Below are 20,351 nucleotides of genomic sequence, written 5' to 3' on the forward strand. Positions count from 1 at the left end.
GGGCGGTCCGCGGCACCGTGGTCCTGCTGGTACTACGTCCTGCGGTCAAACGTCCTTCAGCGTGCGCCCGCCGCGGCGGCGAGCCGCACCTCCGCCCGGCGCTCGGCACCGGCGTCGTCCTCGGACTTGGAGCGCTGAAGTGCCCGCTCCGCCCGGTCGACGTCGATCTCGTCGGCGAGTTCGGCGATCTCCGCGAGGACGGAGAGCTTGTTGTCCGCGAAGGAGATGAACCCGCCGTGCACGGCGGCGATGACGGTGCCGCCGTCGCTGGTCCTGATGGTGATCGGACCGGACTGGAGCACCCCGAGCAGCGGCTCGTGGTTGGCCATGATGCCGATGTCACCCGACTTGGTACGGGCGACGACCAGGTTGGCCTCGCCGGACCAGACGTTGCGGTCCGCGGCGACCAGCTCGACGTGAAGATCGGCCAAGACGGCTCCTCGGGTTGGCACCCACCGCCTGCGGAGGATGCATAGGACACAGAATAAGGGGTGCGACCGGAAGGCTGGTCCGAGGACCCCCTGCGGAGTCCACCGGATCGCCCCCCGGTCGCGTGGGCCTGGCGGCCCGGGTGGTGCGAGGCGTCAGCTCACGCCCAGCTTCTTGGCGTTGGCCTTGAGGTCCTCCAGGCCACCGCACATGAAGAACGCCTGCTCCGGGAAGTGGTCGAACTCACCATCGGCGATCGCGTTGAACGCCGTGATGGACTCGTCCAGCGACACGTCCGAGCCGTCCACACCGGTGAACTGCTTCGCCGCGTGGGTGTTCTGCGACAGGAAGCGCTCGATCCGGCGGGCACGGAAGACGGTGAGCTTGTCCTCCTCGCCGAGCTCGTCGATGCCGAGGATGGAGATGATGTCCTGGAGGTCCTTGTACTTCTGCAGGATTCCCTTGACGCGCGAGGCGCAGTCGTAGTGCTCCTGCGTGATGTACCGCGGGTCCAGGATGCGCGAGGTGGAGTCCAGCGGGTCCACCGCGGGGTAGATGCCCTTCTCCGAGATCGGCCGCGAAAGCACGGTCGTCGCGTCGAGGTGGGCGAAGGTGGTGGCCGGGGCCGGGTCGGTCAGGTCGTCCGCGGGGACGTAGATCGCCTGCATCGAGGTGATCGAGTGACCACGGGTCGAGGTGATCCGCTCCTGGAGCTGGCCCATCTCGTCCGCCAGGTTCGGCTGGTAACCCACCGCGGAGGGCATCCGGCCGAGCAGCGTGGAGACCTCGGAGCCGGCCTGGGTGAACCGGAAGATGTTGTCGATGAAGAACAGCACGTCCTGGCCCTGCACATCGCGGAAGTACTCCGCCATGGTCAGACCGGCCAGCGCGACCCGCAGCCGGGTGCCCGGCGGCTCGTCCATCTGACCGAAGACCAGCGCGGTCTGCGGCAGCACGCCGGACTCTTCCATCTCCGCGATCAGGTCGTTGCCCTCACGGGTGCGCTCGCCGACGCCGGCGAACACGGAAACGCCCTCGTGCAGCTTCGCCACACGCATGATCATTTCCTGGATGAGCACGGTCTTGCCGACGCCCGCGCCGCCGAACAGGCCGATCTTGCCGCCCTTGACGTACGGGGTGAGCAGGTCGACGACCTTCAGGCCGGTCTCGAACATCTCGGTCTTCGACTCGAGGTCGTCGAACTTCGGCGCCTTGCGGTGGATCGCCCAGCGCTCGGTGACCTCGGACTCGGCCGCCGGCTCGTTGAGGATCTGGCCGAGGGTGTTGAAGACGCGGCCCTTGGTGACGTCGCCGACCGGCACGGTGATGCCGTCGCCGGTGTCGGTCACCGGGGCCTGGCGGACCAGGCCGTCGGTGGGCTGCATGGAGATCGCGCGGACCAGGCCGTCGCCGAGGTGCTGCGCGACTTCGAGGGTCAGCGTCTTGGTGGCGCCCGCCTCGGCGTAGTCGTCGACCTCGACGTGGAGGGCGTTGTAGATCTCCGGCATGGCGTCGACGGGGAACTCCACGTCGACGACCGGGCCGATGACCCGGGCTACGCGGCCGGCGGCCACGCCGGCCGTGGGTGCCGTTTCAGCAGTGGTGGTCATAGTGGTCAGTCACTCCCCGCGCTCGCGTCGGCGAGGGCGCTGGCGCCACCGACGATCTCGCTGATTTCCTGGGTGATGTCGGCCTGTCGGGCCGCGTTGGCAAGCCGCGTGAGCGACTTGATGAGGTCTTCCGCGTTGTCCGTGGCGGACTTCATCGCCCGGCGGCGGGCCGCGTGCTCGGAAGCGGCGGCCTGGAGCAGGGCGTTGTAGATCCGGCTCTCGACGTACCGCGGCAGCAGCGCGTCGAGCACGCCTTCCGCGGACGGCTCGAACTCGAACAGCGGCAGAGCCTCGCTCTTCGCCGGTGCGGCGTCGCCGTCGCCGGCCCCGCCGTCCTGGTCCTTGACCGACAGCGGCAGCAGCCGCCGGTCCACCGGGTTCTGGGTCATCATCGACACGAACTGCGTGAAGACGATGTGCAGTTCGTCCACGCCGCCGTCGGCCGTGTCCGCCAGCACCGACTCGATCATCGGTGCCGCCGCGGTCTTGGCGTCGGCGTAGCTCGGGCTGTCCGAGAAACCGGTCCAGGAGCCGGCGACCTTGCGCTCACGGAACGCGTAGTACGCCACCGCCTTGCGGCCGATCAGGTAGGAGTCGACCTCCTTGCCCTCCGCGCGCAGCCGCTCAGTGAGCCGCTCGGCCGCCTTGATCGCGTTGGACGAGTACCCGCCGGCCAGACCGCGGTCGCTGGTGACGACCAGTACCGCGGCCCGGGTGGGGTGCTCCGCCTCGGTGGTCAGCGGGTGCTTGGTGTTGGAGCCGGTCGCGACCGCGGTCACCGCGCGGGTCAGCTCGTCCGCGTACGGGGACGAGGCCGCCACCTGGCGCTGGGCCTTGATGATCCGCGAGGCCGCGATCATCTCCATCGCCTTGGTGATCTTCTTGGTGGCGGTGACGGACCTGATCCGGCGCTTGTAGACCCGAATCTGTGCGCCCATGCGATCAGCCCTCGACCAGCAGCGCGCCCGAGGACGTCTCGAACTGCTTCTTGAAGGCGGCCACCGCGTCGGTCAGCGCGTCCACGGTCTCGTCCGGCAGCTGGCCGGTCTCGACGATCGCGGTGAGCATCGACTTGTGCTCGCGGTGCAGGTAGTCCAGCAGCTCGCGCTCGAACCGGCGGATGTCCTCGACCGGTACGTCGTCGAGCTTGCCGGTGGTGCCGGCCCAGATCGACACGACCTGGTCCTCGATCGGGAACGGCGCGTACTGGCCCTGCTTGACCAGTTCCATCATCCGCTGACCACGGCCGAGCTGCGCCTTGGAGGCCGCGTCGAGGTCGGAACCGAAGGCGGCGAACGCCTCCAGCTCGCGGAACTGCGCCAGGTCCAGCTTGAGCCGGCCGGCCACCTTGCGCATCGCCTTGATCTGCGCGGAGCCGCCGACCCGGGAGACCGAGATACCGACGTTCAGCGCGGGCCGCTGGCCGGCGTTGAACAGGTCGGACTCCAGGAAGCACTGGCCGTCGGTGATGGAGATGACGTTGGTCGGGATGAACGCCGACACGTCGTTGGCCTTCGTCTCCACGATCGGCAGACCGGTCATGGAGCCGGCGCCGAGGTCGTCGGAGAGCTTCGCGCAGCGCTCCAGCAGGCGCGAGTGCAGGTAGAAGACGTCACCCGGGTACGCCTCGCGGCCCGGCGGGCGGCGCAGCAGCAGGGAGACGGCGCGGTAGGCGTCGGCCTGCTTCGACAGGTCGTCGAAGATGATCAGGACGTGCTTGCCCTGGTACATCCAGTGCTGGCCGATGGCCGAGCCGGTGTACGGGGCGAGGTACTTGAAGCCGGCCGGGTCGGACGCCGGGGCGGCGACGATCGTGGTGTACTCCAGCGCGCCGGCCTCCTCCAGCGAGGCGCGCACGCCCGCGATGGTGGAGCCCTTCTGGCCGATGGCGACGTAGATGCAGCGGACCTGCTTCTTCGGGTCGCCGGAGCGCCAGTTGTCGCGCTGGTTGATGATCGTGTCGATGGTCAGCGCGGTCTTGCCGGTCTGCCGGTCACCGATGATCAGCTGGCGCTGGCCGCGGCCGATCGGGGTCATCGCGTCGACGGCCTTCAGGCCGGTCTGCATCGGCTCGTGCACCGACTTGCGCTGCATGACGGTGGGCGCCTGGAGTTCGAGGGCACGCCGGCCCTCGGTCTCGATCTCGCCGAGGCCGTCGATCGGGTTGCCCAGCGGGTCGATGACCCGGCCGAGGTAGCCCTCGCCGACCGCGACGGAGAGCACCTCACCGGTGCGCTGCACCGGCTGGCCCTCCTCCACGCCGTCGAACTCGCCGAGGATGATCGCACCGATCTCGCGCTCCTCGAGGTTGAGGGCGAGGCCGAGGGTGCCGTCCTCGAACTTCAGCAACTCGTTCGCCATGGCCGAGGGCAGACCCTCGACCTTCGCGATGCCGTCACCGGCAACGCTGACCGTGCCGACCTCCTCGCGCGAGGCGGCGTCCGGCTGGTACGACTGGACGAAAGTATCCAGCGCGTCCCGGATCTCCTCCGGCCGGATCGTGAGCTCCGCCATCTGGGTTCCCTGCTCTCCTTGTTGGGCCCTGTATTCCTCACGGCCCAACTAGGGCCGCCTTCATGCTTGTTGCGTTGGTGGCTGTCAGCCGGCCATACGGCGGGCGGCTTCGTCGAGCCGGTCCGCGATGGAGCCGTTGATGACCTCGTCGCCGACGCGTACCCGCACCCCGCCGAGGACCTCGGGGTCCACGTCAAGGTTCAGGTGCACCGGGCGGCCGTAGATGCGGGACAGCGCGTCTGCGAGCCGCTGCTTCTGCCGGTCACTGAGCGGAACGGCCGAGACCACTTCCGCCACCGTCCGGCCCCGGCGGGCCGCTGCCAGCTTGGACAGGGATTCGATCCCGCCCTCCAGGCTACGTCCTCGCGGCGCGGTGACCAGTCGTACGACCAGCCGTTCCGTGACCGGATTGGCGCGGCCGCCGAGCAGCGTGCCCAGCAGGGCAGCCTTGGCGTCCGCGGTCGCGGCCCGGTCGGCCAGCGCGGCGCGCAGCTCGCTGCTGCCCGCGGCGATCCGGCCGAAGCGGAAGAGCTCGTCCTCGACGTCGTCCAGGTCGCCACCGCGCTGGGCGGCGATCAGGTCGGCGGTGTCGGCCAGTTCCTCCAGGGCGTCCACCAGGTCGCGCGAGCGCGACCAGCGGGACCGGACCATGCCGGCCACCAGGTCGGCCGCTTCGCCGCCGATCTGGCTGCCGAGCAGCCTGCGGACGAGCTGCGCCTTGGCCTCACCGGTCTGCGCCGGGTCGGTCAGCGCGCGCCGCAGTCCGCTCTCGCGGTCCAGCAGCGTGGTGACCGAGGACAGCTCACCGGCGAGCCCGGCCGCGTCCACCGACGTACTGTCGGTCAGCGCGTCCAGCCGCTCGCGGGCGGCCGCCAGTGCCTCGCGGCTCGCACCGTTCATCGTGCCGCCTCAGCGGAAGATGCGGCGCTCTGCTCCAGGCCGTCCAGGAAGCGGTCGACCACGCGGGACTGCCGGGCGGAGTCCTCCAGGGACTCGCCGACCACGCGACCGGCCAGGTCGGTGGCGATCTTGCCGACCTCCTGCCGGAGGCTGACCGTCACCTGGCGGCGATCCGCCTCGATCTGGGCATGGCCCGCCGCGATGATGGAGTCGCGCTGCCGCGAACCCTCCTCGCGCATCTCCGCGATGATCTGCGCGCCCTGCTCGCGGGCCTGCTCGGTGATCCGGGCCGCCTCGTGGCGGGCCTCGGCGAGCTGGGCCTTGTACTCCTCAAGCGTGCGATTGGCGTCGGCCTGAGCCTTCTCCGCCCGCTCCAGGCCACCCTCGATCGCGTCGTGCCGCTCTGCGAGGGTCTTCTGGATGTTCGGCAGGAGCTTCTTCCCGAGGATGCCGAAGACGATGAAGAAGCAGAGCAGGCCGACGATCAGTTCCGCGGTGTCAGGGACCAGCGGATTCTGCGACCCCTCCTCCGCAAGGAAGGTGATCATGTCTGAACCTTTCGTCGAGTGGCTACTGGTCGGGAGCCCAGGTCACTTCTGGAAGATGAAGGGGACGACCAGGCCGAGCAGTGCGAGAACCTCGCAGAGCGCGAAGCCGAGGAACATGTTGGTGCGGATGACCGGCATGGCCTCGGGCTGGCGGGCCATGGCCTCGATCGAGTGGCCGAAGACCAGACCGATGCCCACGCCGGGGCCGATGGCGGCGAGGCCGTAGGCGACCGCGCCCAGGCGGCCGGCAACGGTTGCGGAGGCAGCGAGGTTAACGAGCTCGGCAGACATTTCCCTGTCTTCCTTTGTGATGCTGTCCGCTGGGGGGCTTCCCAGCGGAAGGTTCGATGGATGGGTTCCGGGCGCGGGTCAGTGACCCTCTTCGAGCGCTCCACTGATGTAGATCGAGGCGAGCAGCGTGAAGATGTACGCCTGGAGGAACTGGATCAGGATCTCGAAGGCGGTCATGAACGCGGCGAGCGCGAAGGACCCGCCGGCCACGGCGGTGAACGCCGAGGGGGTCAGCAGGTACCAGCTCGCGACGCTGAACATCACGATCAGCATGTGGCCGGCGAACATGTTCGCCCACAGCCGCACCGCGAGGGTGAAGGGGCGGGTGATCACGTTCTGGATGAACTCCAGCAGCACGATCAACGGCACGAGCGGCTTGGGCAGGCCCGGAATCCAGACCAGGTTCTTCACGCCGCCACGGAAGCCGTGCGTCTTGAACGTGAGGTACATGTACGTGATGAAGACCAGGGCGGCGAGGCCCACCGGGAACGCGAACCGCGACATCGGCGGGAACTGCGCGACCGGAATGATCGACATGATGTTCATGAACCACACGAAGAAGAAGATCGACGCGAGGAAGGGGACGTACTTGTCGCCCTTCTTGCCGATCACTTCGCGGGCGATGCTGCGGGCCACGAAGGTGTAGCCGATCTCACCGACCAGCTGCAGCTTTCCCGGCACGAGCTTCGGCTTGCTGAACGCGGCCCAGAAGAATCCGACGACGAGCAGCATGCAGATGATCGCGAGCAGCATCGGCTTGGTGAAGTCGAAGCTGCCGATGCTGAAGATCGGCTTGAAGTCGAACGAGTTGAGACCCGGAGCGGGGAATGCGCAACCGTGCTGGATGTGGCATCCAGCTTCAGCGAGCAGCGTGTGGGCACTCACCCGTGACTCCTTCGTCGTGACGCATAAGTAACGGCAACCTTGTGTGTCAGCGCGGCTGGTGGGGCCGCTGTTCGGCACTGCGGGTAGGGCGTGGCGAAGCTCGCTCGGTCCGCTGAGAGCCCGCATCGCGTCGCGGGCATCCGTCTTCCGTGCCGCCAGTGCGGTTCCGGTTCCGAATACACCGCAGGGCGCGGGGGCTTGACCCTCTGCATGTGCGAGGGGCCCTCACGTCCGGATGCGACTTCGGACGATAGCAGACCTGGATGAAGGCCCCTTACCCTCCCCTTACGTAGCATCGCGCGACCCCGTCCCGACCGCGTCCGCCTCCTGCTTCCGTGCGGCGGGGACCGAGGGTTCGGGATCGACGTAGAGCATCCGGCTGGTCAGCGACTGCTTGATCTGCCCGCCCACCCAGGCGAGCGCGGTGACCAGCAGGGTCAGGCCGAACGCGCGGCCGTTGAAAGCGCTGGTGTTCTTGAAGACGACGATGAAGACGCCGATCAGCAGGATCTGCACGGCGTAGACCAGCATCCCGGCGGACATCGCCAGCTGGGGCCGGTCCTCGGTGATCCGCATCAGCGCCCAGGAGCCGGCCGCGAAGAAGACAGCGACCACTGCAACTGCCACCACCCCGCCGAGCAGTCCCTTCTCGCCTGCGACGAGGGCACTGACCACGGTGGAGATGACTCCGACGGGCCCGGCCACGAGGGCGGAGCCCCGGAGAATCCGGGCGTCGTTGGGCTGCATGGGGCGGCTCCTCCGGCGGGAGTTGGGGCGAGCGGGTGTCGTCGGAGACGAGCGGGGCGAGGCGGGACGGTGGTGAGGGTGTGCCTCTCGCCGGAAGACCGTCTCTCTCAAGGTCTTTCGGCGCGTTCCCTGCTTTCGTGAACGGTATCACAAAGTATTTGATGCGGTCTTTACCATGAAGATGTGCTGCCTGTCACACACAGGAGGTAGCAACACGCCGTCCCTTTTACCTGAGTTGTCCCTCGTTCGGGAAACGACCGATCACGGCGCGTTGTTGATCGGCTACCGTTCACCGGCCGCTGTTGGCGGTGGGCGCGGGGTGGGTGGTGGTGGTCGCGGACCGCTCCGGCAGCCGGGGCCGATCCCCCACCGCCGTCGAGCCGTTGAGCGCCGGCCGGTCCGGGCCGCGCATCTCCCGCTCGGCCGCGGCCGCGGCGGCCGCCAGCCGGCGGCGCCTGCGCCGGTAGCGCGGCGGCACCACCGACTCCGCCCAACGCGGCGCGTGCGGCCGGAAGGCCGGCAGCAGCAGGACCACCAGGCCGATCGCGCTCAGCGCCACGATCACCAGCACGATCCACAGGCTGGAGGAACTCACCGAGAACGCCACCGCGGAGAAGGCGAACAGCGCCGCCCAGAAGTACATGATCAGCACCGCGCGGCTGTGCGTGTGCCCCAACTCCAGCAGCCGGTGGTGCAGATGGCCGCGGTCGGCGGCGAACGGCGACTGGCCGCGCCAGGTCCTGCGGACCACCGCGAGCACCAGGTCCGCGGCCGGGATCGCGATCATCGTCAGCGGCAGCAGCAGCGGCATGTAGACCGGCACCATGAAGTGCACGGTCTGCCGGGTGGACCCGGTGAAGTCGGTGATGGCGTCCGGGTCGACCTGCCCGGTGATCGAGATCGCGCCGGACGCCAGCACCAGGCCGATCAGCATCGAGCCGGAGTCGCCCATGAAGATCCGCGCCGGGTGGATGTTGTGCGGCAGGAAGCCGACGCACATGCCGATCAGGATCGCCGAGAAGAGCGTCGCGGGCGCGGCCTGCTCGATGCCGTAGCCGTACCACATGCGGTAGGCGTACATGAAGAACGCGATGGACGCGATGCACACCATGCCGGCCGCGAGGCCGTCCAGGCCGTCCACGAAGTTGACCGCGTTGATGGTGATCACCACCAGCGCGACGGTGAGCAGCGTGGACTGCACCGGGGTGAAGATGATCGTGCCGAAGCCCGGCACCGGCAGCCACAGGATGGCCAGCCCCTGGAAGACCATGACGCCCGCGGCGATCATCTGCACGCCGAGCTTGATCAGCGCGTCCACGCCCCACTTGTCGTCCAGCACGCCCAGCAGCCAGATCAGCCCGGCCCCGGAGAGCAGCGCCCGCGGCTCGCTGGAGAGCTTGAAGACCCCGGAGAGGTTGCTGAGGTGCGCGGCGACCAGCAGCCCCGCGCACAGCCCGCCGAACATCGCCATGCCGCCCAGCCGGGGGGTCGGCTCCTTGTGCACGTCGCGGTCGCGGATCGGGGGCATCGCGCCGGCCGCGATCGCGAACTTCCGCACCGGGCCGGTCAGCAGATAGGTGACGGCGGCGGAGACGCACAGGGTCAGCAGATACTCGCGCACAGGCAGCCTCCGACGTATTCGGGGGTGCGGCGGGCACGCGCACACGTCCGGGGGATCTTCACAGCGTCACACCCTAGTGGTGGCCGGGCCGGGACGGCGAACACCTATCGAGACTCACAGGCGGCCCGGACGGTTGCAGATGGCCCGTTGTGGGCAGGTAAAGAGATCGGCCCGGCCGCGGTGGCCGCAGAAACCGCAGGTCGGCGGCGAGGCGGCGGTCGGCCCCGGTCGCGGGAGGATTCGCGCGGCGCCCGGAGAGCGACCAAGATCACGGTCCGGCCGCAGCCCGACGGCAGTCGGATCACGGACCGCCGGAGCGGGTCCGGCGGTCGAACGATCGGCCCGTGGGCGGCCGTGGGGCCGTCCCGATGGGGCGGTGGGGCGGTTGCAGTGCGGTGGGGCCGTGCGATGCGGCGGTGGGACGGTTGCAGTGCGGCGGTGGGGCGGTCGGCGGCCGGCGGCCGGTCGCCGGAATCCCGGTGAGCGCGGTCCTCCGGTCAGACGGTCGCCGGAATCCCGGTGAGCGCGGTCACCACCGGGTCCAGGGCGTCGTGGATCTCCTCGCCGATGCTGCGGAAGTACGAGATCGGGGCGCCGTAGGGATCGTGCACCTCGTCGGCGTCCGGGCTGGGGGCCAGCAGCCAGCCGCGCAGCGCGGCCGCGGCCCGGACCAGCGCGCGGGCCCGCTCGGTGACGCTGCCGTCGGGCAGCGTGGCCGGGTCTATCGCCCGCACCAGCCGGGTGAACTCCTTGAGCGTGAAGGTGCGCAGGCCCGCCGCGTGCCCCATCGAGATGACCTGGGCCCGGTGGTCGCGGGTGGCGGTGAGCACCAGGTCGGCGTCGATGACGTGGTCGTCGAGCAGCTCCCGACCGGTGAAGTGGGCCGGGTCCGCGCCGTGCTCGGCGAGCACCGCCGCTGCGTGCACCTCCATCGGGGCCCCTTCGTGGCCCCACGTGCCCGCCGACTCCACGAGGATGGCGTCCGCGCCGGCACCCAGCCGCTGGGCGAGGCCGTGCCGCATCAGCCGCTCGGCGATCGGCGAGCGGCAGACGTTGCCGGTGCACACGTGCAGGACGCGCAGCACGTCGAGTGGGGCGTGAGCGGGGTGGCCGCCTCCCCCGAGTCCGGTCGGCGCAGTGGTGAACCCCCGTATGGCACGCCCGTCGGGCGTGGTCAACGGCGCTCCTCCAAGTCGGGTACCACCTTGCGCAGCTCCTCGGCGCTGATCGCACCGGCCCGCAGCAGCACCGGCACCTTCCCGGTCACGTCGACGATCGAGGACGGCACGGCGGCGGGCGTGGGTCCGGCGTCGAGGTAGATCGCCACGGAGTCGCCGAGCATGCCCTGGGCGGCGTCGCAGTCCTGCGGGGACGGCATGCCGGTGAGGTTGGCGCTGGAGACGGCCATCGGGCCGGTCTCGGTGAGCAGCTCGATGGCGACCGGGTGCAGCGGCATCCGGACCGCCACGGTGCCGCGGGTGTCACCGAGGTCCCAGCGCAGCGACGGCTGGTGCTTGGTGACCAGGGTCAGCGCGCCCGGCCAGAAGGCGTCGACGAGCTCCCACGCCTGCTCGGAGAAGTCGGTGACGATGCCGTGCAGCGTGTTCGGGGAGCCCACCAGCACCGGCGACGGCATGGAGCGGCCGCGGCCCTTGGCCTCCAGCAGGTCGCCGACCGCGTCCTTGTCGAAGGCGTCCGCGCCGATGCCGTAGACCGTGTCGGTCGGCAGCACCACGAGTTCGCCGCGCTTGACCGCCGAGGTGGCCTCGCGCAGCCCGGTGACCCGGTCGGTCGCGTCCGCGCAGTCGTATCGCCGTGCCATGGGAAGTCCTCCATTAGCTCTTCTGCCGCCGTTGCGGGGGATGCTGTGTTCACGGTGCCGCTTTGCGGGCGGAGGTCCGCGCTCTCACGGTGTCGCCTTGCGGGCAGTGGTGAATCGCGGCCGTTTGTTGAGGTCGGGGTGGTCGGCCGCGTCCGCCCAGCCGGCGTCCTCCTTGAAGATCCACGGCACCTGGCCGCCCTGGGAGTCGGCGTGCTCGATGACGACGACGCCGCCGGGCCGCAGCAGGCGGTGCGCGGTGCGCTCGATGCCGCGGATGGTGTCCAGGCCGTCCTCGCCGGAGAACAGGGCGAGTTCGGGGTCGTGGTCGCGGGCCTCGGGTGCGACGTACTCCCACTCGGTGAGCGGGATGTAGGGCGGGTTGGAGACCACCAGGTCGACCTGGCCGTTGAGTTCGGGGAAGGCGGCCAGCGCGTCGCCGTGCCGCAGGTCCACCTTGCTGCCGGCGACGTTCTTGCGGGCCCACTCCAGCGCCTGCTCGGACAGCTCCACGGCGTGCACCCGGGACCGGGGCACCTCCTGGGCGAGCGCGAGCGCGATCGCGCCGGAGCCGGTGCACAGGTCGACGATCAGCGGCTCGGCGACGTCCATGGCCCGGACGGCGTCTATGGCCCAGCCGACCACCGACTCCGTCTCCGGGCGGGGCACGAACACCCCTGGCCCGACCTGGAGTTCCAGGTAGCGGAAGAAGGCCCGGCCGGTGATGTGCTGGAGGGGTTCGCGGGCCTCGCGGCGGGCGACGGCCTCCCAGTAGCGCGCGTCGAAGTCCGCGTCGGCCACGGTGTGCAGCTCGCCGCGCTTGACCCCGTGCACGTACGCGGCCAGTTCCTCGGCGTCGAAGCGGGGCGAGGGCACGCCCGCGTCGGCGAGTCGCTGGGCGGCCTGGGCCACCTCGGCGAGCAGCAGGTTCACGTCCGCCCCCTTCTCAGCTGCCGTCGCCGGCCGCGGCCAGCTTCGCGGCGGAGTCGGCGTCCACACACGCCTGGATCATCGCGTCGAGGTCCCCGTCGAGCACCTGGTCCAGGTTGTACGCCTTGAAGCCGACCCGGTGGTCGGAGATGCGGTTCTCCGGGAAGTTGTAGGTGCGGATGCGCTCGGAGCGGTCCACGGTGCGGACCTGGCTGCGGCGGGCGTCGGACGCCTCGCGCTCGGCCTCCTCCTGGGCGGCGGCCAGCAGCCGGGAGCGCAGGATGCGCATCGCCGACTCCTTGTTCTGCAGCTGGCTCTTCTCGTTCTGGCAGGAGACCACCAGGCCGGAGGGCAGGTGGGTGATCCGGACCGCGGAGTCGGTGGTGTTGACCGACTGCCCGCCGGGGCCCGACGAGCGGTAGACGTCGATCCGCAGCTCGTTGGGGTTGATCTCGACCTCGACCTCCTCGGCCTCCGGGGTGACCAGCACGCCGGCGGCGGAGGTGTGGATACGGCCCTGCGACTCGGTGGCCGGCACCCGCTGCACCCGGTGCACGCCGCCTTCGTACTTCAGCCGCGCCCACACGCCCTGGCCGGGCTCGTGGCTCGCCTTGGCCTTGACGGCGACCTGGACGTCCTTGTAGCCGCCGAGGTCGGAGGCGTTGGCGTCGAGGATCTCGGTCTTCCAGCCGACCCGCTCGGCGTACCGCAGGTACATCCGCAGCAGGTCGCCGGCGAACAGTGCGGACTCCTCGCCGCCCTCGCCGGCCTTGACCTCCAGGATGACGTCCTTGTCGTCGCTGGGGTCCCGCGGCACCAGCAGCAGCCGCAGCCGGTCGGTCAGCTCCTCGCGGTGCTTCTCCAGCTCCTTGACCTCGGCGGCGAACTCCGGGTCGTCGGCGGCCAGTTCACGCGCGGTCTCGGCGTCCTCGCCGGTCTGCCGCCAGGAGCGGTAGGCGGCGATGATGGGGGTGAGCTCCGCGTACCGCTTGTTGAGCCGGCGGGCGTTGGCCTGGTCGGTGTGGACCGCGGGGTCGGCAAGCTGCTTTTCGAGGTCGGCATGTTCGCCGATCAGTTCCTCGACCGCCTCGAACATCATGTATTCCTGGAGGAGTAGGTGCTGCCTGGGACCGGGCCGCCGTGGGACGGGCGCCGCCGGCTGGGACGCGAGGACGACAAAGCGCCGGTCCGGTCACCCTGGGCTGGGCGACCGGAGACCGGCGCTGGTCGGGTCGCTACTTCTTGGCGGACCCGGCGTTCTTGCCGAAGCGGGCCTCGAAGCGGGCCACGCGGCCGCCGGTGTCGAGGATCTTCTGCTTGCCCGTGTAGAACGGGTGGCACTCGGAGCACACGTCCGCGCGGATCTGGCCGCTGGTCTCGGTGCTGCGGGTGGTGAACGAGGCGCCGCAGGTGCAGGTGACCTGGGTCTCTACGTACTCGGGGTGGATCTCGCGCTTCAAGGGTGCTCCTAGGTTCGGGAGGGCGCCGGGTCGCTCATGCGGGTTGCGTGGGCGTGAACCGGGGCCAGCGGACCAGTCTGCCAGCACTGGCCGCAGCTACCAAAACCAGGTCGGGCCCCGGATAATTCCCGCGACGTCCTCGCAGGTCAGCGCGGTGCGCGCGAGGGTGACGCCGGGAGGACGGGGCTGACGCGGCGCGCGGGGCGGACGCCTACGGCGAGGCCGAACCCGACGGCTTCGAGCCGGCCGGCCCCGACGGCTTCGGAGTGGCCGGCGCCGTGGCCTTGCCGCCGACCACCTTGCCGGCGTCCACGTGGTCGGCGACCGAGCCCTTCGTGGCGTCGGCCGGGATCGGCTTGTCGGCGCGCAGCGCGGCCCACACGATGTCGGCCTGCGCCCGGATCGGCTCGACCCGGTTGGGGTTCGCGGGGTCGTAGCGCACCGGCAGGGTCACCATGTGCACGTCGCCGGAGTGCAGGTGCTGCACGCTCTCGGCGAGCCCGGTCAGCTTGTTCACCGAGCCGAGGCCGGTGTCGGTGGTGACCGCCTTGGTGGCGGTGTCGGCGACCGAGAACAGCTTCGTCGGGCTGGTGAACAGCCCCAGGCCGCCGATCCGGTCGATCAGCGCCTTGATGAACGCCTGCTGGAGCTGGATACGGCCCAGGTCGCTGCCGTCGGCGACGCCGTGCCGGGTACGGACCAGGCCGAGCGCCTGGGAGCCGTCGAGGGTGTGGGTGCCGGCCGGCAGGTTCAGGTGGCTCTTGTCGTCGTGGATCGCCTTGGTGGTGGTCAGCGGCACCCCGCCGAGGTCGTTGACGAGGTTCTTGAAGCCGGTGAAGTCGACCTCGATGTAGTGGTCCATCCGCAGCCCGGTGAGCTGCTCGACGGTCTTGACCGCGCAGGCCGGGCCGCCGACCTCGTAGGCGGTGTTGAACATGACCTGCTGCCCGGCCGGCTCGACGGCGCCCTTGGCGCCGGTGCAGGCCGGGCGGTCCACCAGGGTGTCGCGCGGGATGCTCACCACGCTGGCCTTCTTCCGGCCCTTGTCCAGGTGCACGATCATCGCGGTGTCGGAGCGCGCGGTGCCGCTGTCGTGGCCGTACGCGCGGTTCGCGCCGGAGCGGGAGTCCGAGCCGAGCACCAGGATGTCCATCGAGCCGTTGTCGAGCCGGGCCGGGCGGTGGGTGCCCAGGGCGCCGTCGATGTCGACGCTGTGGATGTTGGCGTTGAGCCGGTGGTAGAGGTATCCGGCGCCGGTCGCGCCGAGCAGCACCACTCCGGACGCGGTCCAGGCGACGATGTGCAGGGTGCGCCGGCGGCGTCGGCGGGCCGCTCCGGCCCCGCTGGGGCTGGAGCCGGTCCGCGGCTGCTGCTCGTCCGGCATGGCGGCACCTCGGCTTCCTGAGCGTCCGGTGTCAGGCGTCCCGCGGGTCCGGTGCGGCCCTGCGGCTCCCGACGCCGGGAATGTCCGTAACGTCAGACGTTCCATCGTGCGCCCGGGGTGCGGGTGCCGCCATTCGAGGGGCGAGCGGGCAGTGCGTCGACGGGGGCCCGACGGGGGCGGACGGGGGCCGCAAACCGCGACCGCCCGCGTATCCCCAGGTCAGCTGGGGTACGCGGGCGGTCGGACCGATCCTGGCGGTTACTGTCAGTCGTTGTTCTGGCCAGGGGTGGTCTTGGCGATCTGCATCAGGAACTCGGCGTTGGACTTGGTCTGCTTCATCTTGTCCAGCAGCAGCTCGATCGCCTGCTGCGAGTCGAGCGCGTGCAGCACCCTGCGCAGCTTCCAGACGATCGCCAACTCCTCGCGGTCCAGGAGGATTTCCTCCTTGCGGGTGCCGGACGGGTCGACGTCCACCGCGGGGAAGATCCGCTTGTCGGCGAGCTTCCGGTCGAGCTTGAGCTCCATGTTGCCGGTGCCCTTGAACTCCTCGAAGATCACCTCGTCCATCCGCGAGCCGGTCTCGACCAGCGCGGTGGCCAGGATGGTCAGCGAGCCGCCGTCCTCGATGTTCCGCGCGGCACCGAAGAAGCGCTTCGGCGGGTAGAGCGCGGTCGAGTCGACACCACCGGACAGGATGCGGCCGGAGGCGGGCGCCGCCAGGTTGTAGGCGCGGCCCAGCCGGGTGATGGAGTCGAGCAGCACCACCACGTCGTGGCCCAGCTCCACCAGCCGCTTGGCCCGCTCGATGGCGAGTTCGGCGACGGTGGTGTGGTCCTCGGCGGGCCGGTCGAAGGTCGAGGAGATGACCTCGCCCTTCACCGAGCGCTGCATGTCGGTGACCTCTTCGGGCCGCTCGTCGACGAGGACGACCATCAGGTGGCACTCGGGGTTGTTGGTGGTGATCGCGTTGGCGACCGCCTGCATGATCATCGTCTTGCCGGTCTTCGGCGGGGCGACGATCAGGCCGCGCTGGCCCTTGCCGATCGGCGAGACCAGGTCGATGATCCGCGTGGTCAGCACGCCCGGGTCGGTCTCCAGCCGGAGCCGGTCCTGCGGGTACAGCGGGGTGAGCTTGTTGAACTCCGGACGGCCGCGGCCGGAGTCGGCGCCCATGCCGTTCGCGGAGTCGAGGCGGACCAGCGCGTTGAACTTCTCGCGCCGCTCGCCGTCCTTGGGCTGGCGCACCGCGCCGGTGACGTGGTCGCCCTTGCGCAGGCCGTTCTTACGGACCTGGGCGAGCGAGACGTACACGTCGTTCGGCCCCGGCAGGTAGCCCGAGGTGCGGATGAACGCGTAGTTGTCGAGGATGTCGAGGATGCCCGCGACGGGGATCAGCACGTCGTCGTCGGCGACCTGCGGCTCGCCGCCGCCACCGAACTCCTCGCGCCCGCGGCCACGGCCACGGCGGTCGCGGTAACGGCCCCGGCGACGGCCGCGGCCCTCGCCGAACTCGTCGTCGTCCTGCGGGCCGCTCTGCTGGTGCTGGCCGCCCTGGTGCTGCTGCTGGCCGCCACCACCCTGGCCGCCGCTCTGCTGCTGGCGGTCCCGGCGGCTCTGGCCGCCGCTCTGCTGGCCCTCGCCGCCGTCCTCGCCACGGTTGCGCTGGCGGTCGCGCTGCCGCTCGCGGCGGTCACCGCGCTGGCCGCGCTGGCGCTCCTGGCGGTCGTCCCCGCCGCCCTGCTGCTTGGCGTCGCCGCCCTTGGCCTCGGCGCCCTTGGCCTCACGGCCCTCGGCGCTGTCGGCGGCGGCCTCGGCGGCCCGGTCGGCGCCGCGCTCGCCCTGCGCCCGCTCGCTCGCGGAAGCGGCAGCCTTCGCCTTCTCGCCGGCCGGCTGGCCGGGGATCTCGATCTGCTGCTGCTTCGCCTCCTTCGGCTCCTTCGCGGCCGGTGCGGCGGCCGCGGCGGACTCCGCCGCCTGCTCCAGCCGGGCCCGCGAGGTGGCGCGGCGCTTGGGCTTCTCGGCCGGCGCGCCGGTGGCGGCGGCGGGCTTCTCGGCCGCGGCGGCACCGCCGCCGGCCTGGCGCTCCTTGATCGTCTCGATGAGCTGGCCCTTGCGCATCCGCGCGGTGCCCTTGATACCGAGACCTGCGGCGACCTGCTGGAGTTCGGCCAGGACCATGCCCTCCAGGCCGGTCCCGGACCGGCGGCGCCGTGCGGCCGTGGCAGCACCGGTGGCAGGCGCGGCGGCTTCGGACGCGGCGACAGTGTTGTCTGCGCGCACGCCCATCAGATCGGTGGTGTCGCTCACGAAGGGTCCTTCCCTGGAGCGGGCGTCGGCCTGTCTGGCTCGGCGACCGGTCGTGCTGACCGGGTCTGGCGTTCCCGCTGCTTCGACCCGGGGCGGTGGTCTGCCTGATGGCGGCAGAAATACATAGATGCTCTCGGCACGGGAGAGAACTCGTACCGAATCCGGAGCGTGCTCGACACTTCCCGGACAGGCTGTCCGGCCGACCCGGACTGGCTGCCTATACGGTGTGGGAGGCTCCCGGAGAAAGTGCGGTCCCACTGCGGGGACACAGCCCATCGCGCCCAAAGGGCGGCGAATGCTGGCTTGAGGTTAACACTACCCGGTCCAACAGATATTCCCCCTCTCTTCGACCGGCAATCGTGTCACTGCCCACCTGCGAGCGGCAGGACACTCGCCCCGGCGGCGTCCAACGCCAGGCGGTTGGCCGCCCAGCCGTCACCCGCGAGCCGGGAGACCTTGTCCGCGGCGCCCTCGTCGGTGAGCGCGAGCACGGTCGGCCCGGCACCCGATACGACAGCAGGGACGCCCTCCGCGCGTAGACGGTTCACCAGCGCGAGGGATTCCGGCATCGCCGGCGCCCGGTAGTCCTGGTGCAACCGGTCCTCGGTGGCGGGCAGCAGCAGCTCGGGGCGCCTGGTCAACGCCTCGACCAGCAGCGCCGCCCGGCCCGCGTTCACCGCGGCGTCGACGTGCGGAACGGTACGGGGCAGCAGCCCGCGGGCGGTCTCGGTCAGCACCGGCACCCCCGGCACGAAGACCACCGGAACCAGCGACCCGGCCGGCTCCATCCGGACCGCCCGCGCGGCCCCGCCCTCGGTCCAGGCCACGGTGAAGCCGCCCATCAGACACGCCGCGACGTTGTCGGGGTGCCCCTCGATCTCGGTGGCCAGCTCCAGCAGGGCCGTGTCGTCCAGCCCCGCCGGGCCGCCTATCGTCACCGCGCGGGCGGCCATGATGCCCGCGCAGATGGCGGCGGACGACGACCCCAGACCGCGGCCGTGCGGGATGCGGTTCGCACAGACCACCTCCAGGCCGCGCGGCTGGCCGCCGAGCAGGTCGAAAGCGGTGCGCAGGCTACGGACCACCAGGTGTTTCTCGTCGCGCGCCAGCGTGTCGGCGCCCTCACCGGCGATGTCCACGTGCAGACCGGAGTCGGCGACGCGCACCACCACGTCGTCGTACAACCCCAGCGCGAGGCCGAACGCGTCGAAGCCCGGGCCGAGGTTCGCGCTGGTCGCGGGGACGCGCACTCGTACTGCGGCGGCGCGAAACGCTGGACCGGCCATCGTTCGACGAATCTCCTTGGTGCGTACGCCCTGCGGGCGTGGCTCCGTTGCCAGGCGGCGAGGCGGGAAATGGCGATGCGGCGGCATCAGCCGGAACTCGGCGCGATTGCGCCGCTGGGGTAAGCCTATCGAAACAAGGTTCCCCCGCGACATAGGGCGCACGGACCGCGCGTGATGCGTGTCGCCTTCGCGGCGTGCGCCCCTTACGGGAGTGACCCATGGGGAAGGCGGTGCTCCGGGGGCGCGGGGAGCTGCGCGGACCGGCCCACCGCTGCCGGTGGTCCGGCGAACTCGCCGCGGAGGCCAAGCTCGCGGGCCCGGCGCACCACCGCCGTGGCTGGTCGCGCAGTTCCCCGCGCCCCTGGTGGGTTGCCGTCTTCCGCAGCGGCGCCCACGCACCCGTGGGTGGGCGCCGAATTCCGCGACAGCGCCCACGCGCCCCTGGTGAGTTGCCGTCTTCCGCGACGGCGCCCACGCACCCCTGGTGGGTTGCCGTCTTCCGCGAGGGACCCCCGCCCCGGGGAGGGGGCACCCTGGTCCGTCGGATTCAGGCGAGGCCCAGTTGGGTCGCGGCGGCGTCCGCGTTGACGGGGACCGTGATGGGCTGGGGGGCGCCGGCGACGGCCCAGTCGGGGTCCTTGAGCCCGTTCCCGGTGACCGTGCAGACGATGCGCTGGCCGGGGTCGACGCGGCCCTCGTCCACGGCCTTGAGCAGGCCGGCCACGGACGCGGCGGAGGCGGGCTCGACGAAGACGCCCTCCTTGCCGGCCAGCAGCCGGTAGGCCGCGAGGATCTGACGGTCCGTCACCGCTTCGATGAGGCCGCCCGACTCGTCGCGGGCCTGCTCGGCGAGCTGCCAGGACGCGGGGTTGCCGATCCTGATCGCGGTGGCGATGGTCTGCGGCTCGCGCACCGGCGCGCCGTTGACGATCGGGGCCGAACCGGCCGCCTGGAAGCCCCACATCCGCGGCGTGCGGCCGGCGAAGCCGTCGGCGGCGTACTCGCGGTAGCCCTTCCAGTACGCGGTGATGTTGCCCGCGTTGCCCACCGGGAGCACATGGATGTCGGGCGCGTCGCCGAGCGCGTCCACGATCTCGAACGCGGCGGTCTTCTGCCCCTCGATCCGCACCGGGTTCACCGAGTTGACCAGCGCGACCGGGTACTTCTCGCTGAGGCCGCGGGCGAGGTCGAGGCAGTCGTCGAAGTTGCCGTCGACCTGGAGGATGCGGCTGCCGTGCACCAGCGCCTGGCCCATCTTGCCGAGCGCGATCTTGCCCCGCGGCACCAGCACGGCGCAGACCATCCCGGCCCGTACCGCGTACGCGGCGGCGGAGGCGGAGGTGTTGCCGGTGGAGGCGCAGATGACCGCCTGGGCGCCGGCCTCCTTCGCCTTGGAGATCGCCATGGTCATGCCGCGGTCCTTGAAGGACCCGGTGGGGTTGGCCCCTTCGACCTTGAGCAGGACGTCGCACCCGGTGCGCTCGGAGAGCACCTGGGCCGGCACGAGCGGAGTGCCACCCTCCAGCAGCGAGACCACCGGGGTGTCCACGCCCACCGGCAGGCGGTCGCGGTACTCCTCGATGATGCCGCGCCACTGGTGGGTGCCGGACATTCGGAGCT

Annotated in this window: 19 protein-coding genes; all 19 read right to left on the reverse strand. The window is 70.8% G+C overall.

Features of this window, described 5'->3' with window-relative positions; translation table 11 throughout:
• Positions 1-56 precede the first annotated feature (56 nt).
• Entirely contained in the window at positions 57-431 is a 375-nt protein-coding gene (locus AB0399_RS15475; RefSeq protein ID WP_328469630.1) for a F0F1 ATP synthase subunit epsilon, read from the reverse strand.
• Positions 432-584: 153 nt separating this feature from the next.
• On the reverse strand, positions 585-2,039 hold the full coding sequence (gene atpD, locus AB0399_RS15480) for a F0F1 ATP synthase subunit beta (RefSeq protein ID WP_329364521.1): 1,455 nt from the start codon (positions 2,037-2,039) through the stop codon (positions 585-587).
• A gap of 5 nt (positions 2,040-2,044) precedes the next feature.
• The gene (locus AB0399_RS15485) at positions 2,045-2,977 is read right to left on the reverse strand and encodes a F0F1 ATP synthase subunit gamma (protein WP_329364523.1); all 933 of its coding nucleotides are present in this window, start codon (positions 2,975-2,977) and stop codon (positions 2,045-2,047) included.
• A gap of 4 nt (positions 2,978-2,981) precedes the next feature.
• Positions 2,982-4,553, reverse strand: a complete 1,572-nt coding sequence (atpA, locus tag AB0399_RS15490; RefSeq protein WP_329364524.1) for a F0F1 ATP synthase subunit alpha — start codon at positions 4,551-4,553, stop codon at positions 2,982-2,984.
• 84 nt (positions 4,554-4,637) lie between these two features.
• On the reverse strand, positions 4,638-5,453 hold the full coding sequence (locus AB0399_RS15495; RefSeq protein WP_366411617.1) for a F0F1 ATP synthase subunit delta: 816 nt from the start codon (positions 5,451-5,453) through the stop codon (positions 4,638-4,640).
• On the reverse strand, positions 5,450-6,001 hold the full coding sequence (locus AB0399_RS15500) for a F0F1 ATP synthase subunit B (RefSeq protein ID WP_366411618.1): 552 nt from the start codon (positions 5,999-6,001) through the stop codon (positions 5,450-5,452). Before AB0399_RS15500 ends, AB0399_RS15495 begins: the two co-directional genes overlap by 4 nt.
• A 42-nt stretch (positions 6,002-6,043) precedes the next feature.
• Positions 6,044-6,292 (reverse strand): ATP synthase F0 subunit C, encoded by a 249-nt coding sequence (atpE, locus tag AB0399_RS15505; RefSeq protein WP_366411619.1) that lies wholly within the window; start codon positions 6,290-6,292, stop codon positions 6,044-6,046.
• Positions 6,293-6,370: 78 nt separating this feature from the next.
• Entirely contained in the window at positions 6,371-7,177 is an 807-nt protein-coding gene (gene atpB / locus AB0399_RS15510; RefSeq protein WP_366411620.1) for a F0F1 ATP synthase subunit A, read from the reverse strand.
• A gap of 285 nt (positions 7,178-7,462) precedes the next feature.
• Positions 7,463-7,924 (reverse strand): hypothetical protein, encoded by a 462-nt coding sequence (locus AB0399_RS15515; protein ID WP_366411621.1) that lies wholly within the window; start codon positions 7,922-7,924, stop codon positions 7,463-7,465.
• Positions 7,925-8,213: 289 nt separating this feature from the next.
• Positions 8,214-9,545 carry an MraY family glycosyltransferase gene (locus AB0399_RS15520; protein WP_366411622.1) on the reverse strand — a complete coding sequence of 444 codons (1,332 nt, stop codon included), beginning with the start codon at positions 9,543-9,545 and terminating at the stop codon, positions 8,214-8,216.
• Between the two features lie 497 nt (positions 9,546-10,042).
• On the reverse strand, positions 10,043-10,630 hold the full coding sequence (locus tag AB0399_RS15525; RefSeq protein WP_329373890.1) for a protein-tyrosine-phosphatase: 588 nt from the start codon (positions 10,628-10,630) through the stop codon (positions 10,043-10,045).
• Between the two features lie 89 nt (positions 10,631-10,719).
• Positions 10,720-11,367: an L-threonylcarbamoyladenylate synthase gene (locus AB0399_RS15530; RefSeq protein WP_328469610.1), complete on the reverse strand. Its 648-nt coding sequence runs from the start codon at positions 11,365-11,367 to the stop codon at positions 10,720-10,722.
• 84 nt (positions 11,368-11,451) lie between these two features.
• The gene (gene prmC / locus AB0399_RS15535) at positions 11,452-12,297 is read right to left on the reverse strand and encodes a peptide chain release factor N(5)-glutamine methyltransferase (protein ID WP_329364534.1); all 846 of its coding nucleotides are present in this window, start codon (positions 12,295-12,297) and stop codon (positions 11,452-11,454) included.
• Positions 12,298-12,310: 13 nt separating this feature from the next.
• A complete protein-coding gene (gene prfA, locus AB0399_RS15540; protein WP_329373891.1) occupies positions 12,311-13,390 on the reverse strand; it encodes a peptide chain release factor 1 in 1,080 nt (359 codons plus the stop codon).
• A 139-nt stretch (positions 13,391-13,529) separates the two neighbouring features.
• Positions 13,530-13,754 carry a 50S ribosomal protein L31 gene (gene rpmE, locus AB0399_RS15545; RefSeq protein WP_202236258.1) on the reverse strand — a complete coding sequence of 75 codons (225 nt, stop codon included), beginning with the start codon at positions 13,752-13,754 and terminating at the stop codon, positions 13,530-13,532.
• A gap of 211 nt (positions 13,755-13,965) precedes the next feature.
• Positions 13,966-15,138: an LCP family protein gene (locus AB0399_RS15550; protein WP_329364537.1), complete on the reverse strand. Its 1,173-nt coding sequence runs from the start codon at positions 15,136-15,138 to the stop codon at positions 13,966-13,968.
• Between the two features lie 264 nt (positions 15,139-15,402).
• Positions 15,403-17,445, reverse strand: coding sequence for a transcription termination factor Rho (gene rho / locus AB0399_RS15555; RefSeq protein WP_366411623.1), 2,043 nt, complete (start codon positions 17,443-17,445; stop codon positions 15,403-15,405).
• A 362-nt stretch (positions 17,446-17,807) separates the two neighbouring features.
• Positions 17,808-18,731, reverse strand: a complete 924-nt coding sequence (gene thrB / locus AB0399_RS15560) for a homoserine kinase (RefSeq protein ID WP_329364541.1) — start codon at positions 18,729-18,731, stop codon at positions 17,808-17,810.
• Between the two features lie 547 nt (positions 18,732-19,278).
• A complete protein-coding gene (gene thrC, locus AB0399_RS15565; protein ID WP_329373893.1) occupies positions 19,279-20,343 on the reverse strand; it encodes a threonine synthase in 1,065 nt (354 codons plus the stop codon).
• Positions 20,344-20,351: the final 8 nt, after the last annotated feature.

It is taken from the genome of Streptomyces sp. NPDC088194, from assembly GCF_040702025.1.
In the GTDB taxonomy this organism is placed as follows: Bacteria; Actinomycetota; Actinomycetes; order Streptomycetales; family Streptomycetaceae; genus Actinacidiphila.